Below are 24,810 nucleotides of genomic sequence, written 5' to 3'. Positions count from 1 at the left end.
CCTGAATCAGGGGCGGCTTTTTTGTTGCCGGTTACTGGACACCGCCCAGACCGCGCGCCGCGATTGGGTGGTTTTTCTGGATGATCCATCCAGCTTCAGGTGGTTTATCGGGCGCGGGCGCTTGCCTAAGCTCGTAGCTCCATCGACACCTGAAGGAGATTTTCCATGGCGGACCATTCGATCAAGGGCAAAGTCGCGATCATTGCGGGCGGGGCGAAGAATCTGGGCGGGCTGATTGCGCGCGATCTGGCTGAGCAGGGCGCCCGCGCGGTGGCGATCCATTACAACAGCGCGGCGTCGAAGGCCGAGGCCGAGGCGACCGTGGCAGCGGTGCAGGCGGCGGGCGCCAAGGCGGTGGCGTTGCAGGGTGACCTGACGACGGCGGCGGCGGTGGAGAAGCTGTTTGCCGATGCGGTGGCAGCGGTGGGCCGGCCGGATATCGCGATCAATACGGTGGGCAAGGTGCTCAAGAAGCCCTTCACGGAGATCAGCGAAGCCGAGTACGACGAGATGACGGCGGTAAATTCCAAGACGGCGTTTTTCTTTCTGCGCGAGGCGGGCCGGCACGTGAATGACAACGGCAAGGTGTGCACGCTGGTGACGTCGTTGCTGGGCGCCTTCACGCCGTTCTATGCGGCCTACGCTGGCACGAAGGCGCCGGTGGAGCATTACACGCGCGCGGCGGCCAAGGAGTTTGGCGCGCGGGGGATTTCGGTGACGGCGGTGGGGCCGGGGCCGATGGATACGCCGTTCTTCTATCCGGCCGAGGGCGATGATGCCGTGGCGTATCACAAGACCGCGGCGGCGCTGTCGCCGTTCAGCAAGACGGGGCTGACGGATATCGAGGACGTGGTGCCGTTCATCCGCCATCTGGTTAGCGACGGCTGGTGGATCACGGGGCAGACCATCCTTATCAACGGCGGCTACACGACCAAATAGGCGGCAGACCAGGGAGAGCAGCATGCATATGGCGATGGTGATCGGAGGCGGCGCGGTGCTGTTGGGCGTGTTTCTGCTCTTCGGCAAGCTGTGGGGCGGCGATGCGGCGGCGCTGGCGGTGGCAGCCAAGGCGTTCATTCCCGTCTGGCTGGTGGTGGCACTGGTGAATATGTGGGTGGGCGTGACCCATGCCGGGTACACCGTGCGCGAGGAGTTGCCGATTCTGGCGATCGTGTTTCTGGTGCCGGCGGCGCTGGCTGCCGTGGCGATCTGGCGCAGCGGCTGACACGGCCTGGGCGCTGCCGGGCAGGCCACCATCGGACGGGCAATCAGGTTCTCGGGTTGAGTCTCCATCAGACTGTCGGATCGGCTCCCGATCAGCCCCCAAATTGCGGCTATGCTTTTCATGCATTGCGCGCGCCCCCGGCATCGGGACGGCGCGCGCTTCCCGTTGCACCGTCCCCCCGCATCGCCACAGGCCGCTCATGGACCGATTCGACCAGTACCGCGTGTTTGCGCAGGTTGCCGAGATGGGCAGTTTCATCAAGGCGGCCCATGCGCTGGACGCGCCCCGGGCGTCCGTGTCCGCCGCCATCCAGCAACTGGAAACCCAGCTTGGCGTGCGGCTGCTGCATCGCACGACGCGGCAGGTGCGGCTGACGGCGGACGGCGAGCAACTGCTGGAGCGCGTGCTGCCGCTGCTGGCCGAGGTCGAAGACATCGACCAACTGTTCCAGGCGAGCGATCGCCAGGTGTCCGGCAAGCTCAGCATCGACGTGCCGAGCCGCGTGGCGCGGCGGTTGATCGCGCCTCAATTGCCCGGCTTGCTTCGCCGACACCCGCGCCTGCAGGTTGTTCTCAGTTCAACCGACCGCGCCATCGATCTGGTGCAGGAAGGGGTGGATTGCGCGGTGCGCATCGGCGCGCTGCATGACAGCAGCCTGGTGGTGCGGCCGCTGGGCAGCATTTCGCTCATCAATTGCGCCAGCCCGGCCTACTTGGGCGAACACGGCGAACCCGCGAGGCCGGAAGACCTGGCGAGCGGGCATTGGGCCGTGGGATATGCGTCGCCCACAACAGGACGGGAGCTGCCCTGGGAGTCGCCGTCAGCCGATGGCAGCGTGCGCCAGGACTCGGTCCGCAGCCGGGTGGTGGTGAACAACGCCGAGAGTTATATCGCCTGCTGCCTGGCCGGGCTGGGTCTGATCCAGATTCCTCGGTTCGACGTGCAGCATCTGCTGGATGCGGGCGAGCTGGTGGAAGTCATGCCCACCGCACGCGCGGCGTCCATGCCGGTGTCGCTGCTGTATCCCCACCGCCGCCAGCGGTCGCGGCGGCTGGCTGTTTTTCATGAGTGGTTTGCGGGTGTGATGGCGCCTTATATCGACACCTGACCCTCGACGCCAGCATTTCGACACCTACATCTCGACGCCCGCATTCGGACGTCTGATTCAACCGCTGCCCTCGCAATCCGCACCGTCCAAAGCAGTGCCGGCATGCGCGCCCGCGGCGCATCGGCCGCACCAAGGCGGGGCGCGCGATGCACCATCCCCACGTCGCTCCCCGTACGTAAGACATGGCATGGAACTTGCATTGAATGCGTTTGTATACCGAATTGGTGTGCAACGCATTGACCCACCCGGGCAGTGCGGGCCCTGGAGAGTTCCTCATGAAACGCAGATCCCTGTTGCTGTCCCTTTGCGCTGCCGCCACCCTGCTGGCCGCTCCTGTGTCCCACGCCGACGCGCTGGACGATATCGTCAAGGCGGGCGTCATCAAGATCGCCGTGCCGCAGGATTTTCCGCCGTTTGGGTCGGTGGGCTCGGACATGAAGCCGCTGGGCTATGACATCGACACCGCGCAGCTCATCGCCAAGCAACTGGGCGTGAAGCTGGAACTGGTGCCGGTCACCAGCGCGAACCGCGTGCCTTACCTTCAGACGAAGAAGGTGGATCTGGTGATCTCCAGCATGGGCAAGAATGCCGAGCGCGAGAAGGCTATCGACTTCTCGGACGCCTACGCGCCGTTCTTCAACGGCGTGTTCGGCCCGGCGGACCTGAAGGTCTCGTCCGCCGCGGATCTGGCCGGCAAGACCATCGGCGTGACGCGCGGCGCGGTGGAAGACATCGAGCTGACCAAGATTGCGCCCGAGTCCGCCACGGTCAAGCGGTATGAGGACAACAACGGAACGATCACCGCCTTCCTGTCGGGCCAGGTGCCGATGATCGCGACGGGCAACGTGGTGGCCGCGGCCATCCTGGCGCGCAATCCGCCCAAGAAGCCTGAAACGAAATTCCTGATCAAGAACTCGCCGTGCTATATCGGCCTGAACAAGGACGAACCGAAGCTGCGCGCCCGCGTGAACGATATTCTGGCGGCGGCCAAACAGGACGGCTCGTTGTCGGCGATCTCGCAGAAATGGCTGGGCGCCGCATTGCCCAAGGATCTGTAGCCTGAGCGGCGGCCGTCATGGCTTACCAGTACGACTTCGCCTCGGTGTTCGAGTACACGCCGGTGCTGCTCAAAGGCATCGGCGTGACGATCGAACTGATTGCGTTCGGCGCGGTGGCGGGCGTGGCGATCGGAATTGCGTGCGCGTGGGTGCGCACGCAGGGGCCGACTTGGCTGCGCGCGCCGGTCACCGCGTATGTCGAGCTGATCCGGAACACGCCGTTTCTGATCCAGCTCTTTTTCGTGTTCTTTGGCCTCCCGTCGCTGGGCATCCAGCTTGGCGAGATGCAGGCGGCTTGCCTGGCGATGGCGCTGAACCTGGGCGCATACAGCACCGAGATCATCCGCGCCGGCATCGACGCCACGCCGCGCGGGCAGTATGAAGCGGGCGCGAGCCTTGCGCTGTCGCGGCTGCAGGTGTTCCGGCACATTGTGCTGATGCCCGCGCTGATGCGGATCTGGCCGGCGCTGTCGTCGCAGATCGTGATCGTGATGCTGGGGTCGGCGGTGTGCTCGCAGATCGCGGCCGAGGACCTGACCTTTGCGGCGAACTTCATTCAGTCGCGCAACTTCCGGGCGTTCGAGGTGTATCTGGTGACGACCGGCATTTATCTGGCGCTGGCGGTGCTGCTGCGGCAGATTCTGCGCATGACCGGGCGGCGGTTGTTCCGCAAGGCGGCACGATGATCGAATTTTCCACCTGGGACATCGTGCGCAATCTGCTGCTGGCGGCGCGCTGGACGATCATTCTATCGCTGGCGGCCTTTGCGGGCGGGGCGTTGATGGGCGTGCTGGCGCTCATGATGCGCACGTCGCGCGTGGCCGCGATGCGGCGCATCAGTTGGGCGTACATCGAACTTTTTCAGGGCACGCCGCTGCTGATGCAGTTGTTCCTGGCGTTCTTCGGCCTGTCGCTGATCGGCGTGGAGGTGCCGCCGTGGCTGGCCGCGGGCGCGGCGCTGACGTTGTGGGCGGGCGCGTTTCTGGCCGAGATCTGGCGTGGCTGCGTGGAGGCCATACCGAAGGGACAGTGGGAAGCGTCGGCCAGCCTGGCGCTGGGCTACGTGCAGCAGATGCGTTATGTGGTGCTGCCGCAGGCGCTGCGCATTGCGGTAGCGCCGACCGTCGGCTTTGCCGTGCAGATCGTCAAGAGCACGGCGCTGACCTCCATCATCGGCTTCACGGAACTGTCGAAGGCGGCCACGGTGATCACCAACGCCACCTTCAGTCCCTTCACCGTCTATGCCTGCGCGGCGCTGATCTATTTCGCGCTGTGCTGGCCCCTGTCGCGCCTCAGCCTCCGGCTGGAAAGGAAGTTGCATGCCCCTCATCGCCCTTGAAGACGTCCGCAAGCGGTTTGGCGACAACGAAGTGCTGAAAGGCGTGACGCTGCGCGTCGAGCCCGGCGAGGTGATTGCCATCATCGGCAAGAGCGGCTCGGGCAAGAGCACGCTACTGCGATGCATCAACGGGCTGGAGCAGATCGACGGCGGCGCGATCATGGTGGCCGATGCGCAGTTGGGCGACGATGAGCTGCGGCTGCGTGCGCTGCGGCTGAAAGTCGGGATGATCTTTCAGCAGTTCAACCTGTTTCCGCACCTGACGGTGGGACGCAACGTGATGCTGTCGCCCATGGTGGCCAAGCGCGTGCCCGAGCGCGAGGCCGAGGACATGGCGCGCGCGATGCTGACCCGCGTGGGACTGGCGCACAAGTTCGACGCGTGGCCGGACGAATTGTCGGGCGGGCAGCAGCAACGCGTGGCGATTGCCCGCGCGCTGGCGATGCAGCCGCTGGCGCTGTTGTGCGACGAGATTACGTCGGCGCTGGATCCGGAGCTGGTCAACGAAGTGCTGGCGGTGGTCCGCGAACTGGCGGCCGACGGCATGACGCTGTTAATGGTGACGCATGAGATGCGCTTTGCGCGCGAGGTCTGCGATCGCGTGGTGTTCATGCACCAGGGCCGGGTGCACGAGATCGGCCCGCCCGAACAACTGTTCACCGCGCCGGCCACGGCGGAGTTGCGGCAGTTCCTGGGGATGACGAACCTGGCGTGAGCCGAAGGTAAAAATGCACCACCTGTCCTGGTGCGCATGCCTCTATCGCGGGTGCGGCGCGGTTCCTATATTGGACTTGTCCGCCGCCGGACTCCGGGTTTCCCCGGCGCGGTTTCACCCCACCTGAAACCTGAGGATCGATGACATGGACAAGGACCGCATCAAGGGCGCCGCCAAGGAAGTGAAGGGCGCGATCAAGGAAACAGCTGGCAAGGTGACGGGCAGCACCCGCACCGAAGCCGAAGGAAAAGTGGAGAAAGCCGAGGGTAAAGTGCAGCGCAATGTGGGCGAAGCGAAGGATCAGGCACGGGACTTGCTGGACAAGTAATTGCGGCTGCCGATCGGCATGACCGCAACGTCCAATGAACGCCCGAAGGAGAAGAAAATGACCCACCGTATTTGGCTTGCACTGATGCTCGCGATTACCGCCGTGACCGCCGGTTGCAACACGATGGAAGGTGCCGGCAAAGACATTGAAAGGGGCGGGGAAAAGATCCAGCAGCAGGCCAAGTAGGCGCTTGCGGGCTGTATCCAAAGGTCGGCGCGTTGACGGCGCGCCGGCCTTTTTTCGTTCCTGCGAATCGCGGGACGGGAGGACTTGAGGGGTGAACGGTCGATCGTGACCGTGCACCGCGCTAGCTAACCGCCCCCTCAGAAGGACCTATTAGCGCGAGAAGCCGCGCGCCGAGATTTCCCAGATGTCCTCGACCACGCCGTCCCGCACCACCACCAGCCCATCATGCAGGTTGAACGTGGGGTCCACGTGTGACGGCACCAGGCGCAGCACCGCGCCCAGGTCGGGCGCCTGCGCCCCCGGCTCCACGCGCACGACGCCGTGCTCATCATTGATGGCGGTGTACTTCAGACCCGGTTCGCCGAAGATGGCGGGCGGGCCGCATTCGGCCGTGGTGGATTTGAGCCCCGCGTCCAGGATCACCCGGTCAGGCGCCGGCTTGCTCATGACCGTGGCCAGCACGAACAGGCTGTTTTCAAACGCCAGGGGGCCGTCCCACTCGTTGGCGCCGTAGTCGCCGTCCATGAAGGCGTAGGAGCCGGCCTGCAATTCGGTGTAGACGCCGCTGGCCGCATCAAATTCGGCGCTGCCGGTGCCGCCGCCGGTGATGGTGTCGCAGGCGATGCCGCTCTCGCGCAGCAGTTGCGCGTAGGACGCTGCAATGCGCGCCGCCTGGCGGCAGACCTCGGCGCGCTCCTCGCGCGTGCGGTAATGCTGAACCGACCCGTGATAGGCCTGCAAACCGGCGAAGTTCACGCCCGGCAGGTCGCGCGCCTGCTGCGCCAGCGCCAGCACGAGGGCGTCGTCCGACACCCCGCAGCGGCCCTGGCCGACATCCACTTCCACCAGCACGTCGATCTGCGCGTCCGCCTGCACCATGGCTTGCGACACCTGCGCCAGGTTGTGCGCGTTGTCAACGCACACGCTGACCTTGGCCACGCGCGCAAGCTGCCCCAGCAGCGCCAGCTTGGCGGGGCCGACGACTTCGTTGCTGATGTGGATGTCCTGCACGCCGACGGCCACGAAGGGCAGGGCTTCGCTGACCTTCTGGCAACAGATGCCGCGCGCGCCCAGTTCAAGCTGACGCAGGGCGATCTGCGGACACTTGTGCGCCTTGGCGTGCGGCCGCAGCGCGACGTCGTGGCGGTCGGCCCAGGCCTGCATCGCGCGCAGGTTGGCCTCGAAGGGCGTCAGGTCCAGCACGAGGCTGGGCGTATCGACGCGGGCCAAGGGATCGCCCGGCTGCGCGGGCGGGGGCAGCGCAATGCCGCGTATGACTTCCTGGGACATCCTGTTGACTCCGTAGTCTGACTGCTTGAGAGGTAACACGCGCATAACCAAAGCGGGACCACCCATAACCAAACGGGCGATTCACCCCCAGGTAAACGATAGCCCCGTAACCATTGGCTACCAGTGGGCGGCATGACAGAATTTCATCATGAAAACGGCCCCCAAGGGGAGGCCCATTTCCGGCGCGGCAACGCTGTCGCGCCGGCGATGACAAGACGACCCACGTCACCCGACAGACCTGTCAACAAGTACCGGAGAAGCTCGCATGAAACTCAAGCACTGGATCACCGCCCTGACCGTCGCGGTCGCCGCTGTCGGCGCCACCAGTTCGGCTCAGGCCCAGCAGTTTTTCCGCATCGGCACGGGCGGCACGGCGGGCACGTACTACCCGATCGGCGGCATCATCGGCAACGCCGTGTCGCAACCGGGCAAGCTGATCGCCACGGCGGTCGCCTCCAATGGGTCGGTCGCCAACATCAACGGCATCATGGGCGGCTCGTTTGAAGCCGGCTTCACGCAGTCGGACGTGGCGTTCTGGGCCTATAGCGGCACGGGCACGTTCGAAGGCAAGCCCAAGGCGCAGGACCTGCGCCTGATTTCGACGCTGTATCCGGAAAGCATCCATCTGGTGACGCGCAAGGGTTCCGGCATCAAGGGCGTGGCCGACCTGAAGGGCAAGCGCGTGTCGATGGACGAGCCGGGCTCCGGCACGCTGGTCGACGTGCGCCTGATCCTGGGCGCGTACGGCATGACCGACAAGGACGTGAAGGCCGAATACCTGAAACCCAATCAGGCGGGCGACAAGCTCAAGGACGGCGGCCTGGACGCGTTCTTCTTCGTGGGCGGCGCGCCGGCCGGCGCCATCGCCGAACTGGCCTCCACGGGCAACATCGAACTGGTGTCGCTGGTGGGTCCGGAAATTGATGCACTGCGCGCCAAGCAGGAGTTCTTCACGCCGGATGTCATCACCGCCAACACGTACCAGAACATCCCCGAGGTCAAGACCATCTCGGTGAACGCGCAGATGGTGACGTCGGCCAAGATCCCCGAGCAGACCGTGTATGAAGTGACCAAGGCGCTGTACAGCGACGCCACGCGCAAGACGCTGGACGCCGGCCACGCCAAGGGCAAGCTGATCACGCGCGAGAACGCGACCAAGGGCGCGGGCATTCCGTTCCATCCCGGTGCCGAGAAGTTCTACAAAGAAATCGGTTTGATCAAGTAACTCGACCCCGACGCGTCTGCGGCGCCTATTGTTGGCGCCAAATCTGAGCAGGGCCGCCGTTGTGCGGCCCTGCTTGTTGAATCATCTTGAGAATCACCGCGATGGAAATCGATCACGAGAAAACCCAGAAGCTGGCGGAAAAGTACGATTCGGAAATCCGCTTCCGGCCGCTGGACAAGACTGCCACGTGGATCGTCTCGGGCCTGCTGGTCAGCCTCTCGATCTTTCACTACTACACCGCCGGCTTCGGCCTGCTGCGCGAAGCGACGCACCGCGGCGTGCACCTGGCCTTCGTGCTGAGCCTGATCTTCCTGGTCTTCGGCTTTTCCAAGTCGCATTACCAGCGCGAACCCAAGTCGACCTGGTATGCGCCGGGCGGCATTCCGCTTTACGACTGGATCATCGCGATCGCGCTGGCGCTGTCGGTGCTGTACATCCCGTACATTTTCGAGGACCTGGCGTTCCGCGTGGGCAATCCGCTGCCGCAGGACGTGCTGATGGGCTCGATTCTGCTGATCGGCCTTTTGGAAGCCACGCGGCGCGCGATGGGCTGGCCGCTGCCGATCATCGCGATCGTGTTCATGGCTTACGCGATGTTCGGGCCGTACTTCCCCGGTCTGCTCAAGCACGCGGGCAATACGTGGTCGCAGGTCGTCAACCATATGTACCTGACCAGCCAGGGCGTGTACGGTGTGGCGGTGGGCGTGGTGGCGACCTACGTGTTCCACTTCGTGCTGTTCGGCGTGCTGGCCACCCGCATCGGGCTGGGCCAGTTGTTCCTGGATGTGGCCTCGACCGTGGCGGGGCGCTATGCGGGCGGGCCGGCCAAAGTGTCGGTGTTTGGCTCGGCGATGTTCGGCATGATTTCGGGGTCGTCGGTGGCGAACGCCGTGACGGTGGGGTCGCTGACCATTCCGGCGATGATTCGCGTGGGCTATCCGCGGCACTTCGCCGCGGGCGTGGAAGCCGCCAGCAGCACGGGCGGGCAGATCACGCCACCCATCATGGGCGCGGCCGCGTTTCTGATGATCGAGTTCCTGGGCATTCCGTACCAGCAGATCGCGATCGCGGGCATTTTTCCGGCGTTCCTGTACTTCTTCGGCATGTTCATGCAGGTGCACTTCGAAGCCAAGCGCGAAGGCCTGCGCGGGCTGACCGCCGAGGAAATGCCCAAGCTCAAGCAGTCGTTCAAGATGCGCTGGCCCACGCTGATTCCGCTGGCAATGCTGATCGGCATGCTGGCCAGCGGCCGCACGCCGTATCTGGCGGCCTTTGCGGGCATCACGGGCTGCATCGTGGTGGGCATCCTCAATCCGTACACGCGGCTGCGGTTGCGCGACCTGTATGAAGCCTTCGAAACCGGCGCGAAGTACGCGCTAGCGGTCGGCGCGGCTGCCGGCACGGTGGGCATCGTGATCGGCGTGGTGACGTTGACGGGTGTGGGCTTCAAGATCTCGTACATCGTGATCGCGGCGTCGCAGGCGCTGGCGTCGGGCGCGGCGTTCTTCCTGCCCGAGGCGTTGACGGACATGCAGTCGCTGACGTTGATCGCGGCGCTGGTGATGACCGGCATCGTCTGCATCCTGATGGGCTGCGGCGTGCCCACGACCGCCAACTACCTCATCATGGTGGCCGTCGCGGCGCCCACACTCGTGCAGTTGGGCGTGCAGCCCATTGCGGCGCACTTCTTCGTGTTCTATTTCGGCATCCTGGCGGACATCACGCCCCCGGTGGCGCTGGCCGCATACGCGGCGGCGGGCATGGCGGGCAGCGATCCTTTCAAGACCGGGAACACGGCGTTCCGGCTGGGCATCACCAAGCTGATCGTGCCGTTTGTCTTCGTGTTCTCGCCGTCGCTGCTGATTTCGGTGCAGGGATTCACCTGGTACGAGTTCTTCGTGACCCTGTTGGGCTGCATGGTCGGCCTGGTGTTGCTGTCGGCGGCCTTGTCGCGTTTCCTGCTGGTTGGCATGAAGAGCTGGGAGCGGTGGCTGTGCACCATTGGCGCGCTGCTGACCATCATTCCGGGCCTGACCAGCGGCATCATCGGGTTGGTGATCTGCATCCCCGTTTTCATCCGCCAGCTGGCGGGCCTGAAACTGGAGAATGCGCCCAAGGTGGCGTAACGCAGGACGCGGCAAACAAAAAAGGGGCGGACCCACGCGGGACCGCCCCTTTTTGCTGAATCAGCCATTTTGTCAGCATTTGGGTGCAAAATAGGCGTCCTTGCGCGCAAGGTGACGTAGTACAACATCCGCCTTTTCCCCGGTTGCCCGGCAAAATAAATCGGCGTAAAGTAAAATTCATGTTTGCTGGTCTGCCGATATGCGGGCCGACTGTGCAAACAGGCACAAACTGCGCCATATGTTCGATATCCTGGTCTATCTGTTCGAGAATTACTACACGCCTCAGGCCTGTCCTGCTGCCGATGTGCTCGCCAAGCGGCTTGCCGCTGCCGGTTTCGAGCACGAGGACATCGACGACGCGCTCGGTTGGCTGTATGGCCTTGCCGAGACCACCGAACGGTGCGTTGACCTGGCCCAGGCGCCCACGTCCGGCACCCGGATCTACACCGATAACGAATACCAACAGCTCGGCACCGAGTCCATCGGCTTCATCGCCTTCCTGGAATCGGCCGGCGTGCTGCCCGCGCCCCTGCGCGAGATCGTCATCGACCGGGGCCTGGCCTCGCCGGAAACGCCCGTGCCGCTCTCCAAGATCAAGATCATTGCCCTTATGGTTCTCTGGAGCCAGGAAGCCGAGATCGACAATCTGGTCCTCGAAGAGCTGCTCGACGAAGAAGGCGGGCGCCTGCTGCATTGAGCACGCGTCCCCGCGCCGCACTTTCCAACCCCTCAGCCCGCGCACTTGTGCGGGCTGAAGTCTTGTCTACGTCCCCTTGAATTACGTTGGCCGCTTCGCACCCAGCCCCAGCGGACCGCTGCATGCGGGCTCGCTGGCGACCGCGCTGGCAAGCTGGCTGGACGCGCGCGCGCAACGTGGGCGCTGGCTGCTGCGCATTGAAGACGTGGACACGCCCCGCACGGTGGCGGGCGCAGCGGACGTCATCATGGGGCAGTTGCAGGCGCTGGGGCTTGTCTGGGACGGCGAGATCGTCTGGCAGTCTCAACGCAACGCCGCCTACCAGGCGGCGTTTGATGCACTTGCCGCGCGGGGTCTGATCTATGGCTGCGGCTGCACGCGGCGCGAAATTGCCGATTCGGCGCTGCGCGGCCAGACCGCGCCGGGCGCCGATGGCGAAAGACCGTATCCCGGCACCTGCCGTCACGGACTGCCGGCGGGACGCGAGGCCCGCGCTTGGCGGTTGCGCGTGCCTGAAGGGCTGGAGCGCTTCGAGGATCGCTGGCTCGGCGCGCAGGAGCAAGACGTGGCGCAGGCAGTCGGGGATTTTGCGCTGCGGCGGGCCGACGGGCTGTGGGCGTATCAATTAGCCGTGGTGGTGGACGATGCCGCGCAGGGTGTGACTGACGTGGTGCGCGGCGCCGATCTGCTCAGCTCCACGGCGCGCCAGCGCGTGCTGGGGCGCTTGTTGGGCTTGCCGCCACTCCGCTACCTGCACGTGCCGTTGATTCTGGATCCCGCCAGCGGTTTGAAACTGTCGAAGCAGAATGGCGCACCGGCGATCGACACGCGCTCGCCGCTGCCAGCCTTGCAGGCCGCGTGGGCGGCATTGGGATTTACGCCGCTGCCCGCTGCGGATGTCGCGTCATTCCTGCAAGACGCGACGGTGCGCTGGGCCGAGCGGTTTCCGGGCTGACCGGCGGCTCTGCGCGACTGATTGCATCCGCGCGAATCCGGGTCAAACCGGCGTCTACCGGAAACGCCCGGCATACTTAACGCTGCCTCCGTTCACAACGGCTGCAGATCCGCCCCCAGCATCCGCACCAACAACGCTTCGCCGTCGTCGGCCACGCGCAGCTCGCCAAAACGCGCGACTTCATACCGCGCCGCTTCGCCTTCCGGGAAGAACCACGCGTTGGTCACGATGCGCACGCCATTGCCGCGCACGCGATAGCGCAGCGGCACTTCGGTTTCGGCGTGCGGGTGAACATCAGGCTGGATGCGCACGGGCTGCGCCACGCCGCGCGCGTCCGGTGTCAGCATCACGTAGCCGTCGGGCTCGTACCCCATGACGCCGTCCACGTCGGTGCGGTCGCCGCCCAGCCGCAAGCGCGTCACTTCGCGCCCGGCCGCGAAATTCAGGGCCATGTAGTCGCCCTGCATGAGCGAACGCGGATCGACCGGGGCAAGCTCAAGAATGACCACCTTGCCCGACGCCAGCAGCTTTTCGCGGTCCCAGATGCCAAAGTTGGCCGCCGCCAGCACCAGCGCCAGACCGCCCAGAATGGCCGCGGTGCGCCAGCGCAAGGCTGGGGACACCGGCGGCATCGGGCGTGCCTGCACGGGCGCCTGCGTGCGCATCAGGCGCGGCACCAGCCACACCGCGGCACGCAGGACGAACAGCAGGACCGCCGCGCCGCTGAGCCACAGTGCTTTTTGCAGCAGCGGCAGTTCCAACTGGTAGTAATAGACACCGAGATAAGCCAGCAGGCTGGCGGCGCCGAAGATCATGACGCGCGACTGGTTCAGACCGAACCCCAGCAGCAGCCACGTCAGGGCGAATCCGACGCCCGGACTGGGCAGCCAGAACAGCGCGAGCAGCAGCAGACCGATCGGCACGCCCCAGGTGACGCCGCCGGTCAGCAGGCGGCGGCGCGGCCACAGGACGGCCAGCGCCGCAGCCATGGGCAGCAGCGCGCCCGCCACGATCAGGATGGCGGTCCGCGGCGCCAACTGCCAGATGGCGGGCAATTCAATAACCGAAATGCCGCTCGCCAGCCAGACCATGCCCTGCACGGACAGCAGGAAGGCCCACGCCAGCGGCTGCAGCGCATGGCCGCGCCGCGCGCCCACGCGGTGGCTGACGGTCAGAATGACGGCCGTGGCCCACGCGCCGATCACGCCGATGGGCAGCCACAGGAAGGTGGCCCGGGTCGCGTCGAAGCGGATCCACGCGTCCATCAGGTCTTCCTGCATAAGGTCGGGCGACAGGCCGCGCCAGATCAGGGCAGCGCTGGCCAGGGCGATCAGGAGACCGCTCAGGAATCGCAGGATCACGTCGGGACCCAGCGCATACACCGCGGCCGCCATCAGCAGCACGAAGAAGCTGGCGCTGGCGAACGAGGTCGAGCTGGACAGCCCGAAGATGATGAGGATCTGCCCCGTGAAAGCCATGGCCGTGCCGCATTGCCGCCAGAACGGACCGGCGTCGCTGCGCAGCACCGCCACACCCGCGGCGCACAGCACCAGCCCGGCGACCAGCGCGCCGCCTTCGGTGGTGATCAGATTGGAAAACGCCACGAACAGCAGCAGAAGCAGGGTGGCCAACCAGGCGGACAGGCCCAGCAGACACTGCACGTACCAGGGCGGCTCGGCGCGCGGCACGGCGGCGGGGGCCAGCTGGGCGACGGGCGCGCCGGAGTCGGCGGGGTCCACAGCGTTGCCGGCCGACGCGCCGGCGGGTTCGGCGTCCGCGGCGGGCACGGGGACCGGCGCTTCGTTGCTGAGGCCTCGCAACCAGCGGGCGGCGACGACGGCCTCGGCCATGAGCAAGGCGGCCAGCGGCAGCGCCGCCCACACGCCGGGCTCCAGCCGCCACAGCCATTCGCCCACCACGCGCAGCGACACGCAGATGACGCCGGCCGCCAGCATGGCCAGGATGACGAGATCGCGCCGACCGCGCTGATAGTAAAGACCCAGGCCCAGCGTGACGACGACCCACGCAATGCCGTTGTAGGTGCCCAGCCCGCCGACGATGGAGTCGCCGAACATCAGGGCCAGGACCAGCACGCTGATCGCGATGGCGGCAAGAATGCGTGGTCCGAAGACGGTGCTGGCGCGCCAGCGGCGCGCGGCCATTTCCCAGCCAAAGAGCATCAGCAGGTTCAGGACGGCCATGAGCAGACTGGGCAGACCCGGACCGCCAAATATCATCATCCAGGTGAAGACGCGTTCACCCAGCCACAGCGCGGCCGCAAGATTGAGCACCAACGCCCACAGCAGCCACACCGCCTGACTGCCCGCGGCAAGCGCCCACGGCAGCAGCAGCACTGCCCACCACGCGAACAGTTCCCAGGTATCGGCACCCGTCTGATATGTTTGGCCCAGCAGCGCGAGCAGCGCGCCGAGCAGAATGCCGGCCAGTGCAAGCAGCGCGCCGGGGATGCTGCGCCGCACGCCGGGCCGGGCGCGCAAGCGCAATCCGGACCACGCCGCGGCCAGCGCGCACACGGCCAGAAGACCCTGCACGCCGGCAAAGCGCTGCATTTTTGTCATGTCCTGCCAGTTGGCGGCAACCCAGCAAACGGCAGCGCTGCCCAGCAGCAAAACCCCTAGCCACAAGGTGCTTCGCGACAAAAATTGACGCCAAGCGTGCAGTTCGGATCCCGCTTTGCTTTCAGTGCCGACTTGCATCTGGCGAATCTCCGATCTTATTATCCGCGCTGATACGGCGGGACTACCGCCACTGGATACACATGAATAAAACGCTGATTATTGCCGAGAAGCCCTCGGTGGCCCTTGATATATCACGCGCCTTGGGAGGCTTTGCGCGCGAGGGCGACTATTTTGAAAGCGAACGTTACGTTCTCGCTTCCAGCATCGGCCATTTGCTCAGCTTGGTCGCGCCCAACGATCCGGTCAAGGGAAAGTGGAGCTTCACGCACCTGCCCGTGATTCCGCCTGCCTTCGAATTGGGCCCGACCGACAAGAAGTCCGCCGAACGCCTTAAGCTGCTTGTCCGCCTGGCCAAGCGCAAGGACGTGGACGCCATCATCAACGCCTGTGACGCGGGACGTGAAGGCGAACTGATCTTCCGCTACATCGTTCAATACGCGGGCGTGAAGAAGCCGATTCAGCGCCTGTGGCTGCAGTCGATGACCCAGGCCGCCATTCGCGAGGCCTTCGCCAACCTGCGCGACGATACGCAGATGAAGCCGCTGGAAGCCGCGGCGCGCTCGCGGGCCGAAGCCGACTGGCTGGTTGGCATCAACGGCACGCGCGCCATGACCGCCTTCAACAGCAAGGATGGCGGTTTCTTCAAGACGCCGGTCGGACGGGTGCAGACGCCCACGCTGGCCATCGTGGCCGAACGCGAAGAGCGCATCCGCCGCTTCGTGCCGCGCGACTACTGGGAAGTGCGCGCCACCTTCGTGGCAGCCGCGGGCCTGTACGAAGGCCGCTGGATCGACCCGCAGTTCAAGAAAGACGAAAAAGATCCCGAAAAGCGCGAATCGCGCCTGTGGTCGGCCGCCGCCGCGCAAAGCGTGGTCGCCGCCTGCCGCGAGAAGCCGGGCAGCGTGACCGAAGAATCCAAGCCGTCCAGCCAGATGTCGCCGGCCCTGTACGACCTGACGTCGCTGCAGCGCGAGGCCAACGGCCGCTTCGGCTTCTCGGCCAAGACCACGCTGGCGCTGGCGCAGACGCTGTACGAACGCCACAAGGCGCTGACCTATCCGCGTACCGATTCGCGCTACCTGCCCGAGGACTACATCAGCACGGTGCAGGAAACCATGCGCGCGCTGGCCAAGGGCGGTTCCAACGCCGTGGGCGGCCTGGCGCGCCATGCCGACACCGTCGTCAGCCAGCAGTGGGTCAAGCCGAACCGCCGCATCTTCGACAACAAGAAGGTGTCGGATCACTTTGCCATCATCCCCACGCTGCAGATCCCGCACGATCTGAGCGAAGCCGAAGCCAAGCTCTACGACCTGGTGCTCAAGCGCTTCCTGGCGGTGTTCTTCCCCGCCGCGGAGTACCGCGTCACGACGCGCCTGACCGAAGTGCAGGGGCATCGCTTCCGCACGGACGGCAAGGTGCTGGTCAATCCGGGCTGGCTGACCGTCTACGGCAAGGAAGCCCAGGGCGAGGACGCCAATCTGGTGCCCGTGGCGGACGGCGAGACCGTGCGCACGGAAGAAATCGAAGCCGTCGGCCTGTCGACCAAGCCGCCCGCGCGCTTTAACGAAGGCACGCTGCTGTCGGCCATGGAAGGCGCGGGCAAGCTGGTGGACGACGAGGAACTGCGCGAGGCCATGTCCGAGCGCGGCCTGGGCACCCCGGCCACGCGCGCGGCCATCATCGAAGGCCTGCTCAACGAAAGCTACCTGCGCCGTGAAGGCCGCGACCTGGTGCCCACCGCCAAGGCGCGCCAGCTCATGACGCTGCTGTCGGGCCTGGACGTGGCCGAACTGACCTCGCCCGAACTCACCGGCGAATGGGAGCACAAGCTCAAGCAGATCGAGCAGGGCGGTCTGGGCCGCGAGGCCTTCATGCGCGAGATCGCGCAGATGACGCAGGTCATCGTCAAGCGCGCCAAGGAATACGAGCGCGACACGGTGCCGGGCGACTACGCCACGCTGACCACGCCGTGCCCCAAATGCGGCGCGGTGGTCAAGGAAAACTACCGCCGCTACGCCTGCACGGCCTGCGATTTTTCCATCGGCAAGCACCCGGGCGGCCGCACGTTCGAACTGCCGGAAGTCGAGGAACTGCTGGCCAAGCGCGAAATCGGTCCGCTGCAAGGCTTCATCAGCAAGATGGGCCGGCCGTTTGCCGCCATCCTGCGCATCAGCGATGAGTACAAGCTGGAATTCGACTTCGGCCAGAACGACGAAGACGACAACGAAGCGGTGGACTTCTCCGGCCACACGCCGGTGGGGCCGTGCCCGAAATGCCAGTCGCGCGTGTTCGAGCACGGCATGAGCTACGTCTGCGAAAAGTCCGTCGGCCCCGAGAAGTCGTGCGATTTCCGGTCGGGCAAGGTCATCCTGCAGCAGGAGATCTCGCGCGAGCAGATGGAAAAGCTGCTGACCAACGGCCGCACCGATCTGCTGGACGGCTTTGTCTCCAGCCGCACGAACCGCAAGTTCAAGGCGTTCCTGGTGCGCCAGCCGGACGGCAAGGTCGGCTTCGAGTTCGAGCCGCGCCCCGAGAAGCCGGGCCGCGCGCGTGCACCGGCCAAGACGGCGACGAAGACCGCCACCAAGACGGCGGCCAAGACGGCTGCGAAGAAGGCGCCCGCCAAGAAGGCAGCGACCAAAACCGCAACCAAAACGGCAACCAAGACCGCCGCCAAGAAGGCCGTGAAAAAGGCCGCACCCAAGAAGACCGCGGCGTAATCTGCGCCGCGTCGCACGACCGAACGCCCGGGAAACCGGGCGTTTTCCATTGTTGGGCAGCAATCGCTGGGGTATTGTTGACGCCAAACAGCTGCAACCCAGACACTTCGAGGACGACATGACCCGTAGCTCCGACTTCACCACCCGCCGCCGCGTGCTGGCTGCCGCGTCCGCCTTCGCCGGCGTCAGCCTGCTCAACGGGCGCGTCGTTTTCGCGCAGCCCAAGCTGGGCAAGGTCGTGTATGGCCAGGGCAGCATCGACCCCTTTTTCGCGGCCGGCTACGTGGCGCTGAAAAAGGGCTTTTTCGGAGAAGGCGGCCTGGAGGTCGAGTACCTGAATTCGCAGAGCGGCCCGCGCACCAACCAGCTGCTGGCCGCCGGCCAGATCGTGTTCGGCGCCACGGCGGCCACCGCCGCGCCCGCGCTGACCATCGCGGGCAAGCCCGCCACGCTGGTGTTCGGGTTTGACCGCAAGCTGACCTACGCCAACGTGATCGTGCGCCGCGAAGACTTTGAAAGCGGCAAGATCAAGTCGCTAAAGGACTTGGCGGGCAAGCGCGTCGGCGCGACGCAGCCGCAGTCCAGCACGTGGCTGATGGCGCTGTACCTGATGCAGAAGGCCGGCGTGGCCGACAAGGTCGATATCCGCCCGCTGGGCGATCTGGCGACCATGCTGGGCGCGCTCAAGACCGGATCGGTCGCCGCCAGCATGGCCACCATGTCGATGATGGAACAGGCGCGCCAGGAAGGTTGGGGCGTGCCTATTTTCGACGCCACCACGGAAGCGTCGTGGAACGAGTTCATGGGCGGCGACGTGCCCGGCATCGCGGCGTTGACGCTGCAGGACACCATCCAGAAGCGGCCCGAGGTCGTGCAGGCCTTTGTGACCGCCATGGTCAAGGCGCAGGATTTCATCACGGCGAACAGCGCGGCCGCGATTACGGACGTGATCTACGACGATTACCTGAGCGCCTTCCCACGCCCCGCCATCGAGAAGACGCTGGGCGTCTACAAGGAGACGGTGTTCCTGAAGGACAACATCATCACCGAGGACGCGTACAACCGTATGACGGCCATCATGGGCGACGGCCGCCAGTTCTCGAACGAAGAAATCAAGACCGTGCCCTACGCCAAATGCGTGAACATGAGCTTCGTGCGAAAAGCCCGGGGCCTTTGATGATTACGCTGGACAAGGTAGGCAAGGCGTACCAGTCGCGCCAGGGCACGACGCACGCCGTCGGCGAGGTCAGCCTGACGATCAACGAAGGCGAATTCGTGTCCATTGTCGGGCCGTCCGGCTGCGGCAAGAGCACGCTGCTGAACATGATGGCGGGCTTTCTACGCCCCACCACCGGCACCATCAAGGTGGACGGGCGCGTGGTGGACGGGCAGGTGCCGCCGGCGCTGGGCTACATCTTCCAGAAGGACACGCTGCTGCCGTGGTTCAGCGTCAGGAAGAACGTGGCACTGGGGTTGAAGTTTCAGGGCGTGCCGGCCGACCGCATCGCCAAGCGTGTCGCCGAGCTGCTGGAACTCGGCCACCTGAGCGCCTTTGCCGACGCCTTTCCGCATCAGTTGTCGGGCGGCATGCGGCGGCGCGTGGCGCTCTTGATGAGCCTGGCCGTCGAGCCCCGCATCCTGCTGCTGGACGAGCCCTTCGGCGCGCTGGATACGCACACCAAGACGCACCTGCATCGCGAATTGATGGAGATCTGGCGCAAGTTGGGCCAGACCATCGTGATGGTCACGCACGATCTGGACGAAGCCATCCTGCTGTCCGATCGCGTGGTGGTGCTGTCCGGCCCGCCCAGCCGCGTGCTGCTGGACGAGCGCATCCAGATCCCGCATCCGCGCGACGTCTTCACCCTGCGCGAAACGCCGCAGTTCGTCTCCCACGTGCAAAGCCTCTGGAGCGTGCTGGGCCAGCAGTTCCGCGCCGCCGCCTGAACCGATACGCGTCATGACCTCGATTGATACCGCTGACACCCTGCAGGACCAGCTACGCCTGGACCGCCGCGCCGCCGTCGCGCGCCGCGTGCGCATCACCCTGTGGCAGATCCTGATCCTTGCCGTCATCCTGGGCTCGTGGGAGACGCTGACACGCATTCCGTGGTTTGCGCAGAACACGCTGTTCGACCCCTTTTTCATCAGCCAGCCCTCGCGCGTGGCCGTGCGGTTGTGGGAATGGCTGCAGCCCGGGCCGCGCTCGGTCTGGCCGCATTTGTGGCTGACGCTGCAGGCCACGCTTGTCGGATTGGTGGTGGGCGTGGGCAGCGGCTTCGTGGTGGGCATGACGCTCAGCCGCAGCCGCTTTCTGGCCGACGTGTTCAACCCGTTCATCGTGGCGTTCAACTCCATGCCGCGGATCGCGTTCGTGCCGCTCATCACCATGTTCTTCGGGCTGGGGCTGGCATCCAAGGTGGTCACGTCGTGGTTCGTCGTGTTCTTTCTGGTGTTCTTCAACACCTACAAGGGTGGACGCAGCGTGGAACGGGAGCTTGTCGATTTCTGCCGCACGCTGGGCGGTTCGCCGCGCCAGATCCTGTGGCGCGTGCGCATTCCGACGGCGGCGGCCTGGACGTTTGCCGCGCTGCCCAACGCCATCAGCTTCGCGCTGATCGGCGTGGTGCTGGCGGAATTCGTGGGCTCGACCACGGGCATGGGCTATCTGATGATTACCGCGCTGGCGACGCTGAACGCCACCGACATGTTCGCGGCGGTGACGCTGCTGTCCATCGTCGGCATCGCGCTGGTTTATTGTGTGACGTGGATTGAACGGCGGCTCTTGCACTGGGCGCCGGAATTCCGGGAATGAGCGAGGCCCGATTGATGAAGACACTTCCGTATCTGCGCAATTTCGACCTGACGGGACAGGTGGCGCTGGTGACCGGCTCAGCACGTGGGCTGGGCTTTTGCATCGCGCGGGCGCTGGCCGGCTGTGGTGCGCGCGTGCTGATCAATGGACGCAATGTTGAAGCGGTCAACGCGGCGGTGGCCGAACTGACCGGCGCCGGCTTGGACGCGCATCCGCTGCCGTTTGACGTGAGCAACGACGCGGCGATGGCAGAGGCGTTCGAACGCATCGACAGCGAGCACGAGCGCCTGGACATCCTGGTGAACAACGTGGGCGCGCGCAATCGCAAGACGCTGCGCGACACCAGCCCAGCCGAAATCCGCGAGCTGATCGACACCGATCTGGTGGCCGGCATGCTGCTGGCCAAGTTCGCGGCCGAGCGCATGATGCGCCAGGGCGGCGGGCGGCTGATCGCGATTACGTCAGTGGTAGGCGAGCTGGCGCGCGCGGGCGACGCGGTGTATCCCGCGGCCAAGCAAGGGTTGACCGGCATGGTGCGTGCGCTGGCGGCGGAGTTCGGCCCGCACTACATCACCAGCAACGCCATCGCGCCGGGGACGTTTGCCACGGAAACCAATGCGGAGATGGTGGCGGACCCGCAATTCGGGCCGCGCGTGGCTGCACGCAATCCGACGGGGCGGTGGGGAGAGCCCGAGGAAATCGCGGGCGCGGCGGTGTTCCTGGCTTCGCCTGCGGCGTCGTATGTGAACGGCCACGTGCTGGTGGTGGACGGCGGGCTGTCGATCCAGTTTTAAAGTCGGTGCGGGTGTCGGCGGCTGCAAGGCGTCTGACACCCACTCCGGCAACGTCTCAGGTCGTCTCGTCCTGATACCAGACGCCTTCGGCCAGCATCATCTTCTGGTGACCATGCCCCGCCGGCATCATCGGGAAGCAGTTTTCCTGCGCCGTGACCGCCACGTCCAGGAAGTACGGACCGTCATGCGCCAGGCACTCGGCCAGCGCCGCATCCAGCTTGGCAGGATCATCCACCCGCGCCGCCCCCCAGCCGAACGCCCGGGCCAACGCCACGAAATCCGGCAATGACGCGTTGTAGCTGTGGCTGTAGCGGCCGCCGTGGATCAGTTCCTGCCATTGGCGCACCATGCCCATGTAGCCGTTGTTGCACAACACGACCTTGACGGGCGTCTCGTGCTGCATGGCGGTGGACAGTTCCTGGATGTTCATCAGCACCGACGCATCGCCGCTGACGCAGACCACCGTCTTGTCCGGGTGCGCGACCTGCGCGCCGATGGCGGCGGGCACGCCGTAACCCATGGTGCCGGCGCCGCCGGACGTCAACCAACGGTTCGGCCGGTCAAAGCGCAGGTATTGCGCCGCCCACATCTGATGCTGGCCCACGTCCGTGGAGACGATGGCATCGCGGTCGGCCAGCGCGGCGTTCAGGCGCGACATCAGGTGCTGGGGCAGGATGGCGTCGGGCGCGGGCGTGAAACCCAGGCAGTCCTGCGCGCGCCAGGCGTCGATGCGCTTGAACCAGGGCGCCAGACGCGCGGGCTCGAGCGGCGTGTCGCCCAGCTCGGCGCGCAACGCGCGCACCAGCGGCAGGCAGTCGCCGACCAGCGCCACGTCCACGCGCACGACCTTGTTGATCGAGGCGGGGTCGATGTCGATATGGATCTTGCGAGCGTGCGGGCAGAACTCCGACAGCTTGCCGGTGATGCGGTCGTCGAAGCGCGCGCCGATGCAGACGACGAGATCCGAATTGTGCATGGCCAGATTGGCCTCGACCGTGCCGTGCATGCCCAGCATGCCCACGAACTGCGGGTCGGACGCGGGGAAGGCGCCCAGGCCCATCAGCGTCAGCGTGCAGGGCGCGCCGGTGTGGCGCACCAGGTCGGTGAACGCCTCGCAGGCCTCGGGGCCGGCGTTCACCAGGCCGCCGCCGCCGTAGAAGATGGGCCGCTTGGCCTGCGCGATCAGCGCGGCGGCGCGGCGCACGGCCGACTGCGGCAGCTTGGCCGCCAGCTTGCCGGACTGGCGGCGCGCGCGCAGCGCGGCCAGCTTGTGCTGCGACGGCGCGTCAAGGCCATCGCTGTCGCGCGGCACGGCAAGCTGCACGTCCTTGGGAAAATCCACCAGCACCGGGCCGGGGCGGCCCTGGCGCGTCAGTTCAAACGCACGGGCCGTCACGCTGGCCACGTCGTCCACCGCGCGGATCTGGGTGTTCCACTTGGTGACGGAACGCGAGATGCCGATGGCGTCGCATTCCTGGAAGGCGTCGGTGCCGATGGCCGCCGTGGCCACCTGGCCACTGATGCACAGCACCGGGATCGAATCGCACATGGCATCCAACAGGCCCGAAGTCGTGTTCGCCATGCCGGGGCCGGAGGTCACGAACACCACGCCCGTGCGGCCGGTAGTGCGGGCGTAGCCCTCGGCAGCATGGACGGCGGCCTGCTCGTGGCGCACCAGCACGTGGCGCAGCCGCGGCTCGGCGTACAGGGCGTCGTACAGGGGCAGGACCGCCCCGCCCGGATACCCGAAGACCGTATCGACACCGTGCGCAATCAGCGTGTCGAGCAGAATTTTCGCCCCGTTTTCAGGGGCAGATTCGGTGGCGGTTTCGCTGGCGGCAAGTGCGGCGGCGGCGGTGGGGTGCAGGCGATCGTTCATGCTATCCATCTTATTGGTAGATTCGAAGAATTTTTATCTTCTTTTCCACGGATAACGGACGAACGGAGTAAATTCATCTTTGATTTGGAGGAATCAAAGAAAATGAACCTCGACAAGTTCGACTTGGCCATTTTGAAGGTGCTGCAGGACAACGCGCGCGCCAGCCTGAACGACATCGGCGCGGCGGTCGGTTTGTCGTCCACGCCGTGCTGGAATCGCATCAAGCGCATGGAAAGCGCCGGGGTCATCCGCGGCTACACGGTGGACATCGATCCGGCCAGCCTGGGCTTCATGGATACGGTCATCGTCCACGTGACGCTGGAAAGCCACAGCGAAGAGACGCTGTATGAATTCGGGCGCGCGCTGGCCCAGATACCGGAGGTGCTGGAGGCGTTTCTGGTGTCGGGCGACTATGACTATTACATCCGCATCGCCGTGCGCGACACCCGCGACTACGAGCGCCTGCTGCGCGAACAGCTCTACCGCATCCCCGGGATCCGGCACAGCAAGTCCTGCTTCGTGCTGCGCCGGTTGAAGGAAACCAAGCTGCCGCTGACGGGCCCGGGGCCGGGGCCGGCGGCGTAGGGCAGCGCCAGTGACGTTGGGGCGGCGCCAGTCGCGATGGGCGGCCCCATCGCCACGGCCGGCATTCCAACGTCCTCAGCGCAGCACGTAATCCACGGGCACCGCCGGCTCCGGCAGCGGCCGCACGCCCAGCCCTTCAAGCAGATCGATCTCGATCACACGGGCCAGCGCCGACAGCGGCAGGTCGTTTTCGTCCGCGCCGAAGGGATCTTCCAGCTCGTCGCCCAACGCGTCCAGGCCGAAGAACGTGTAGGCGACGATGGTCACCGCAAGCGGCGTCAGGAACTCCAGCGTGCCCACCAGACCGAAAGGCAGCAGCAGGCAGAACAGCCATGCGGTGCGGTGCAGCAACAGTGAATAGGCGAACGGACAAGGCGTGAACTTGATGCGTTCGCAGGCCGCCTGAATCGCGGCGCACTGCGCGACGCGCTGGGTCAGCCCCTGATACAGGATGTCGGTCAGTTCCCCGCGCCGCAGGCAGGCCGCGAGATCCCGGTTGATGGACATGAGCAGCGCATCGGGCACGTTGCGGCAGCCGGCCAGGGAATCCAGCTCGTCCTGCTGCACCCACGGACGCACGGCCTCGACCATGTCCTGTCCGCGCAGCCGCGCCGCCAGCCCATACCCGAAACCGATGCAGCGCCGCACCAGCCGTTCCTGCACCGGATTGGCGGTGCTGGCCGCCAGCAGCACGGCGCTTTCGCGCGCCAGGCTGCGCGCCTGCACGACGAGGTCTCCCCACTGCTTGCGGGCTTCCCACCAGCGGTCATAGCAGACGTTGTTGCGAAAGCCCATGAAGACGGACAGGGCCAGACCGAAGAGCGAGAAGGGCACCGCGGTCAGGTGCGCGGGCGAGAAGAACTGGCGGTGGTACATCCACACCACCACGCAGGAGAGCACCGTGATGACGATGATCCTGCTGAGGATGCGCGGAATGATGGAACCGCGCAGTACAAAGAACAAAGCCAGCGCGGAGGGCCGCGGACGGACGATCATGATGAATATCAAGCAAGGGACAAGGCGGCGCCAACTATACGCCTGTCATCGCGCAAAAAAGCCGCCGATA

23 protein-coding genes are annotated in these 24,810 nt (G+C 65.7%); 19 read left to right on the top strand and 4 right to left on the bottom strand.

Features of this window, described 5'->3' with window-relative positions; translation table 11 throughout:
• Window positions 1–165 precede the first annotated feature (165 nt).
• From AB3147_RS00430 to AB3147_RS00390, 9 genes are all read left to right on the top strand, one after another.
• Entirely contained in the window at window positions 166–939 is a 774-nt protein-coding gene (locus AB3147_RS00430) for an SDR family oxidoreductase (protein ID WP_105236850.1), read from the top strand.
• A gap of 22 nt (window positions 940–961) precedes the next feature.
• Window positions 962–1,225 (top strand): hypothetical protein, encoded by a 264-nt coding sequence (locus AB3147_RS00425; protein ID WP_105236849.1) that lies wholly within the window; start codon window positions 962–964, stop codon window positions 1,223–1,225.
• 199 nt (window positions 1,226–1,424) lie between these two features.
• Window positions 1,425–2,333, top strand: coding sequence for a LysR family transcriptional regulator (locus AB3147_RS00420; RefSeq protein ID WP_367351196.1), 909 nt, complete (start codon window positions 1,425–1,427; stop codon window positions 2,331–2,333).
• Window positions 2,334–2,608: 275 nt separating this feature from the next.
• Window positions 2,609–3,391, top strand: a complete 783-nt coding sequence (locus AB3147_RS00415; RefSeq protein ID WP_175185516.1) for a transporter substrate-binding domain-containing protein — start codon at window positions 2,609–2,611, stop codon at window positions 3,389–3,391.
• A gap of 17 nt (window positions 3,392–3,408) precedes the next feature.
• Complete coding sequence (locus AB3147_RS00410) at window positions 3,409–4,077, top strand: amino acid ABC transporter permease (protein WP_343738496.1); 669 nt, start codon at window positions 3,409–3,411, stop codon at window positions 4,075–4,077.
• A complete protein-coding gene (locus tag AB3147_RS00405) occupies window positions 4,074–4,730 on the top strand; it encodes an amino acid ABC transporter permease (RefSeq protein WP_175125810.1) in 657 nt (218 codons plus the stop codon). The genes AB3147_RS00410 and AB3147_RS00405 overlap by 4 nt, the downstream gene beginning before the upstream one ends.
• Window positions 4,711–5,445, top strand: coding sequence for an amino acid ABC transporter ATP-binding protein (locus AB3147_RS00400; protein WP_175136994.1), 735 nt, complete (start codon window positions 4,711–4,713; stop codon window positions 5,443–5,445). Before AB3147_RS00405 ends, AB3147_RS00400 begins: the two co-directional genes overlap by 20 nt.
• Before the next feature lie 145 nt (window positions 5,446–5,590).
• Window positions 5,591–5,773, top strand: coding sequence for a CsbD family protein (locus AB3147_RS00395; protein ID WP_076518134.1), 183 nt, complete (start codon window positions 5,591–5,593; stop codon window positions 5,771–5,773).
• Window positions 5,774–5,830: 57 nt separating this feature from the next.
• Window positions 5,831–5,959 (top strand): entericidin A/B family lipoprotein, encoded by a 129-nt coding sequence (locus AB3147_RS00390; protein ID WP_056327784.1) that lies wholly within the window; start codon window positions 5,831–5,833, stop codon window positions 5,957–5,959.
• A 150-nt stretch (window positions 5,960–6,109) separates the two neighbouring features.
• On the opposite strand, the gene AB3147_RS00385 is transcribed toward AB3147_RS00390, so the two are convergent.
• Window positions 6,110–7,249: a DSD1 family PLP-dependent enzyme gene (locus AB3147_RS00385; RefSeq protein WP_367351195.1), complete on the bottom strand. Its 1,140-nt coding sequence runs from the start codon at window positions 7,247–7,249 to the stop codon at window positions 6,110–6,112.
• A gap of 265 nt (window positions 7,250–7,514) precedes the next feature.
• Between AB3147_RS00385 and AB3147_RS00380 the strand changes: the two genes are divergently transcribed.
• From AB3147_RS00380 to gluQRS, 4 genes are all read left to right on the top strand, one after another.
• Window positions 7,515–8,474: a TAXI family TRAP transporter solute-binding subunit gene (locus AB3147_RS00380; protein WP_175185511.1), complete on the top strand. Its 960-nt coding sequence runs from the start codon at window positions 7,515–7,517 to the stop codon at window positions 8,472–8,474.
• A gap of 101 nt (window positions 8,475–8,575) precedes the next feature.
• Window positions 8,576–10,600 (top strand): TRAP transporter permease, encoded by a 2,025-nt coding sequence (locus AB3147_RS00375; RefSeq protein ID WP_367351194.1) that lies wholly within the window; start codon window positions 8,576–8,578, stop codon window positions 10,598–10,600.
• Between the two features lie 238 nt (window positions 10,601–10,838).
• Complete coding sequence (locus AB3147_RS00370) at window positions 10,839–11,297, top strand: DUF494 family protein (protein WP_056565848.1); 459 nt, start codon at window positions 10,839–10,841, stop codon at window positions 11,295–11,297.
• A 76-nt stretch (window positions 11,298–11,373) separates the two neighbouring features.
• The gene (gluQRS, locus tag AB3147_RS00365) at window positions 11,374–12,252 is read left to right on the top strand and encodes a tRNA glutamyl-Q(34) synthetase GluQRS (protein WP_367351193.1); all 879 of its coding nucleotides are present in this window, start codon (window positions 11,374–11,376) and stop codon (window positions 12,250–12,252) included.
• Between the two features lie 92 nt (window positions 12,253–12,344).
• On the opposite strand, the gene AB3147_RS00360 is transcribed toward gluQRS, so the two are convergent.
• Window positions 12,345–14,969 carry a GDYXXLXY domain-containing protein gene (locus tag AB3147_RS00360; protein ID WP_367351192.1) on the bottom strand — a complete coding sequence of 875 codons (2,625 nt, stop codon included), beginning with the start codon at window positions 14,967–14,969 and terminating at the stop codon, window positions 12,345–12,347.
• Window positions 14,970–15,031: 62 nt separating this feature from the next.
• Here AB3147_RS00360 and AB3147_RS00355 point away from each other — a divergent pair, with 62 nt between their 5' ends.
• The 5 genes from AB3147_RS00355 (at window position 15,032) to AB3147_RS00335 (ending at window position 21,280) form a co-directional block, all read left to right on the top strand.
• Window positions 15,032–17,671: a DNA topoisomerase III gene (locus AB3147_RS00355; protein WP_286938063.1), complete on the top strand. Its 2,640-nt coding sequence runs from the start codon at window positions 15,032–15,034 to the stop codon at window positions 17,669–17,671.
• A 118-nt stretch (window positions 17,672–17,789) separates the two neighbouring features.
• Window positions 17,790–18,848, top strand: coding sequence for an ABC transporter substrate-binding protein (locus tag AB3147_RS00350; RefSeq protein WP_367351191.1), 1,059 nt, complete (start codon window positions 17,790–17,792; stop codon window positions 18,846–18,848).
• Complete coding sequence (locus AB3147_RS00345) at window positions 18,848–19,618, top strand: ABC transporter ATP-binding protein (protein WP_056565862.1); 771 nt, start codon at window positions 18,848–18,850, stop codon at window positions 19,616–19,618. The genes AB3147_RS00350 and AB3147_RS00345 overlap by 1 nt, the downstream gene beginning before the upstream one ends.
• 13 nt (window positions 19,619–19,631) lie before the next feature.
• A complete protein-coding gene (locus tag AB3147_RS00340) occupies window positions 19,632–20,486 on the top strand; it encodes an ABC transporter permease (protein ID WP_175125822.1) in 855 nt (284 codons plus the stop codon).
• 14 nt (window positions 20,487–20,500) lie between these two features.
• A complete protein-coding gene (locus AB3147_RS00335) occupies window positions 20,501–21,280 on the top strand; it encodes an SDR family oxidoreductase (RefSeq protein ID WP_367351190.1) in 780 nt (259 codons plus the stop codon).
• Between the two features lie 55 nt (window positions 21,281–21,335).
• Here AB3147_RS00335 and ilvB read toward each other — a convergent pair whose 3' ends face one another.
• On the bottom strand, window positions 21,336–23,168 hold the full coding sequence (gene ilvB, locus AB3147_RS00330) for a biosynthetic-type acetolactate synthase large subunit (RefSeq protein ID WP_367351189.1): 1,833 nt from the start codon (window positions 23,166–23,168) through the stop codon (window positions 21,336–21,338).
• A 93-nt stretch (window positions 23,169–23,261) separates the two neighbouring features.
• On the opposite strand from ilvB, the gene AB3147_RS00325 reads away from it, so the two are divergent.
• Window positions 23,262–23,744: an Lrp/AsnC family transcriptional regulator gene (locus tag AB3147_RS00325; protein ID WP_218342436.1), complete on the top strand. Its 483-nt coding sequence runs from the start codon at window positions 23,262–23,264 to the stop codon at window positions 23,742–23,744.
• A 75-nt stretch (window positions 23,745–23,819) separates the two neighbouring features.
• Here the strand turns inward: AB3147_RS00325 and AB3147_RS00320 are convergent, their stop codons facing one another.
• Window positions 23,820–24,740 (bottom strand): bestrophin family protein, encoded by a 921-nt coding sequence (locus AB3147_RS00320; RefSeq protein ID WP_286938053.1) that lies wholly within the window; start codon window positions 24,738–24,740, stop codon window positions 23,820–23,822.
• Window positions 24,741–24,810: the final 70 nt, after the last annotated feature.

This window comes from Achromobacter animicus, assembly GCF_040775605.1.
Lineage (GTDB): Bacteria > Pseudomonadota > Gammaproteobacteria > Burkholderiales > Burkholderiaceae_B > Achromobacter > Achromobacter animicus.
This window is presented reverse-complemented; position numbering and strand designations above follow the sequence as displayed.

Coding starts and splice junctions, on each gene's coding strand:
- AB3147_RS00430 (WP_105236850.1), top strand. CDS start 166: ATGGCGGACCATTCGATCAAGGGCAAAGTCGCGATCATTGCGGGCGGG.
- AB3147_RS00425 (WP_105236849.1), top strand. CDS start 962: ATGCATATGGCGATGGTGATCGGAGGCGGCGCGGTGCTGTTGGGCGTG.
- AB3147_RS00420 (WP_367351196.1), top strand. CDS start 1,425: ATGGACCGATTCGACCAGTACCGCGTGTTTGCGCAGGTTGCCGAGATG.
- AB3147_RS00415 (WP_175185516.1), top strand. CDS start 2,609: ATGAAACGCAGATCCCTGTTGCTGTCCCTTTGCGCTGCCGCCACCCTG.
- AB3147_RS00410 (WP_343738496.1), top strand. CDS start 3,409: ATGGCTTACCAGTACGACTTCGCCTCGGTGTTCGAGTACACGCCGGTG.
- AB3147_RS00405 (WP_175125810.1), top strand. CDS start 4,074: ATGATCGAATTTTCCACCTGGGACATCGTGCGCAATCTGCTGCTGGCG.
- AB3147_RS00400 (WP_175136994.1), top strand. CDS start 4,711: ATGCCCCTCATCGCCCTTGAAGACGTCCGCAAGCGGTTTGGCGACAAC.
- AB3147_RS00395 (WP_076518134.1), top strand. CDS start 5,591: ATGGACAAGGACCGCATCAAGGGCGCCGCCAAGGAAGTGAAGGGCGCG.
- AB3147_RS00390 (WP_056327784.1), top strand. CDS start 5,831: ATGACCCACCGTATTTGGCTTGCACTGATGCTCGCGATTACCGCCGTG.
- AB3147_RS00385 (WP_367351195.1), bottom strand. CDS start 7,249: ATGTCCCAGGAAGTCATACGCGGCATTGCGCTGCCCCCGCCCGCGCAG.
- AB3147_RS00380 (WP_175185511.1), top strand. CDS start 7,515: ATGAAACTCAAGCACTGGATCACCGCCCTGACCGTCGCGGTCGCCGCT.
- AB3147_RS00375 (WP_367351194.1), top strand. CDS start 8,576: ATGGAAATCGATCACGAGAAAACCCAGAAGCTGGCGGAAAAGTACGAT.
- AB3147_RS00370 (WP_056565848.1), top strand. CDS start 10,839: ATGTTCGATATCCTGGTCTATCTGTTCGAGAATTACTACACGCCTCAG.
- AB3147_RS00360 (WP_367351192.1), bottom strand. CDS start 14,969: ATGCAAGTCGGCACTGAAAGCAAAGCGGGATCCGAACTGCACGCTTGG.
- AB3147_RS00355 (WP_286938063.1), top strand. CDS start 15,032: ATGAATAAAACGCTGATTATTGCCGAGAAGCCCTCGGTGGCCCTTGAT.
- AB3147_RS00350 (WP_367351191.1), top strand. CDS start 17,790: ATGACCCGTAGCTCCGACTTCACCACCCGCCGCCGCGTGCTGGCTGCC.
- AB3147_RS00345 (WP_056565862.1), top strand. CDS start 18,848: ATGATTACGCTGGACAAGGTAGGCAAGGCGTACCAGTCGCGCCAGGGC.
- AB3147_RS00340 (WP_175125822.1), top strand. CDS start 19,632: ATGACCTCGATTGATACCGCTGACACCCTGCAGGACCAGCTACGCCTG.
- AB3147_RS00335 (WP_367351190.1), top strand. CDS start 20,501: ATGAAGACACTTCCGTATCTGCGCAATTTCGACCTGACGGGACAGGTG.
- ilvB (WP_367351189.1), bottom strand. CDS start 23,168: ATGGATAGCATGAACGATCGCCTGCACCCCACCGCCGCCGCCGCACTT.
- AB3147_RS00325 (WP_218342436.1), top strand. CDS start 23,262: ATGAACCTCGACAAGTTCGACTTGGCCATTTTGAAGGTGCTGCAGGAC.
- AB3147_RS00320 (WP_286938053.1), bottom strand. CDS start 24,740: ATGATCGTCCGTCCGCGGCCCTCCGCGCTGGCTTTGTTCTTTGTACTG.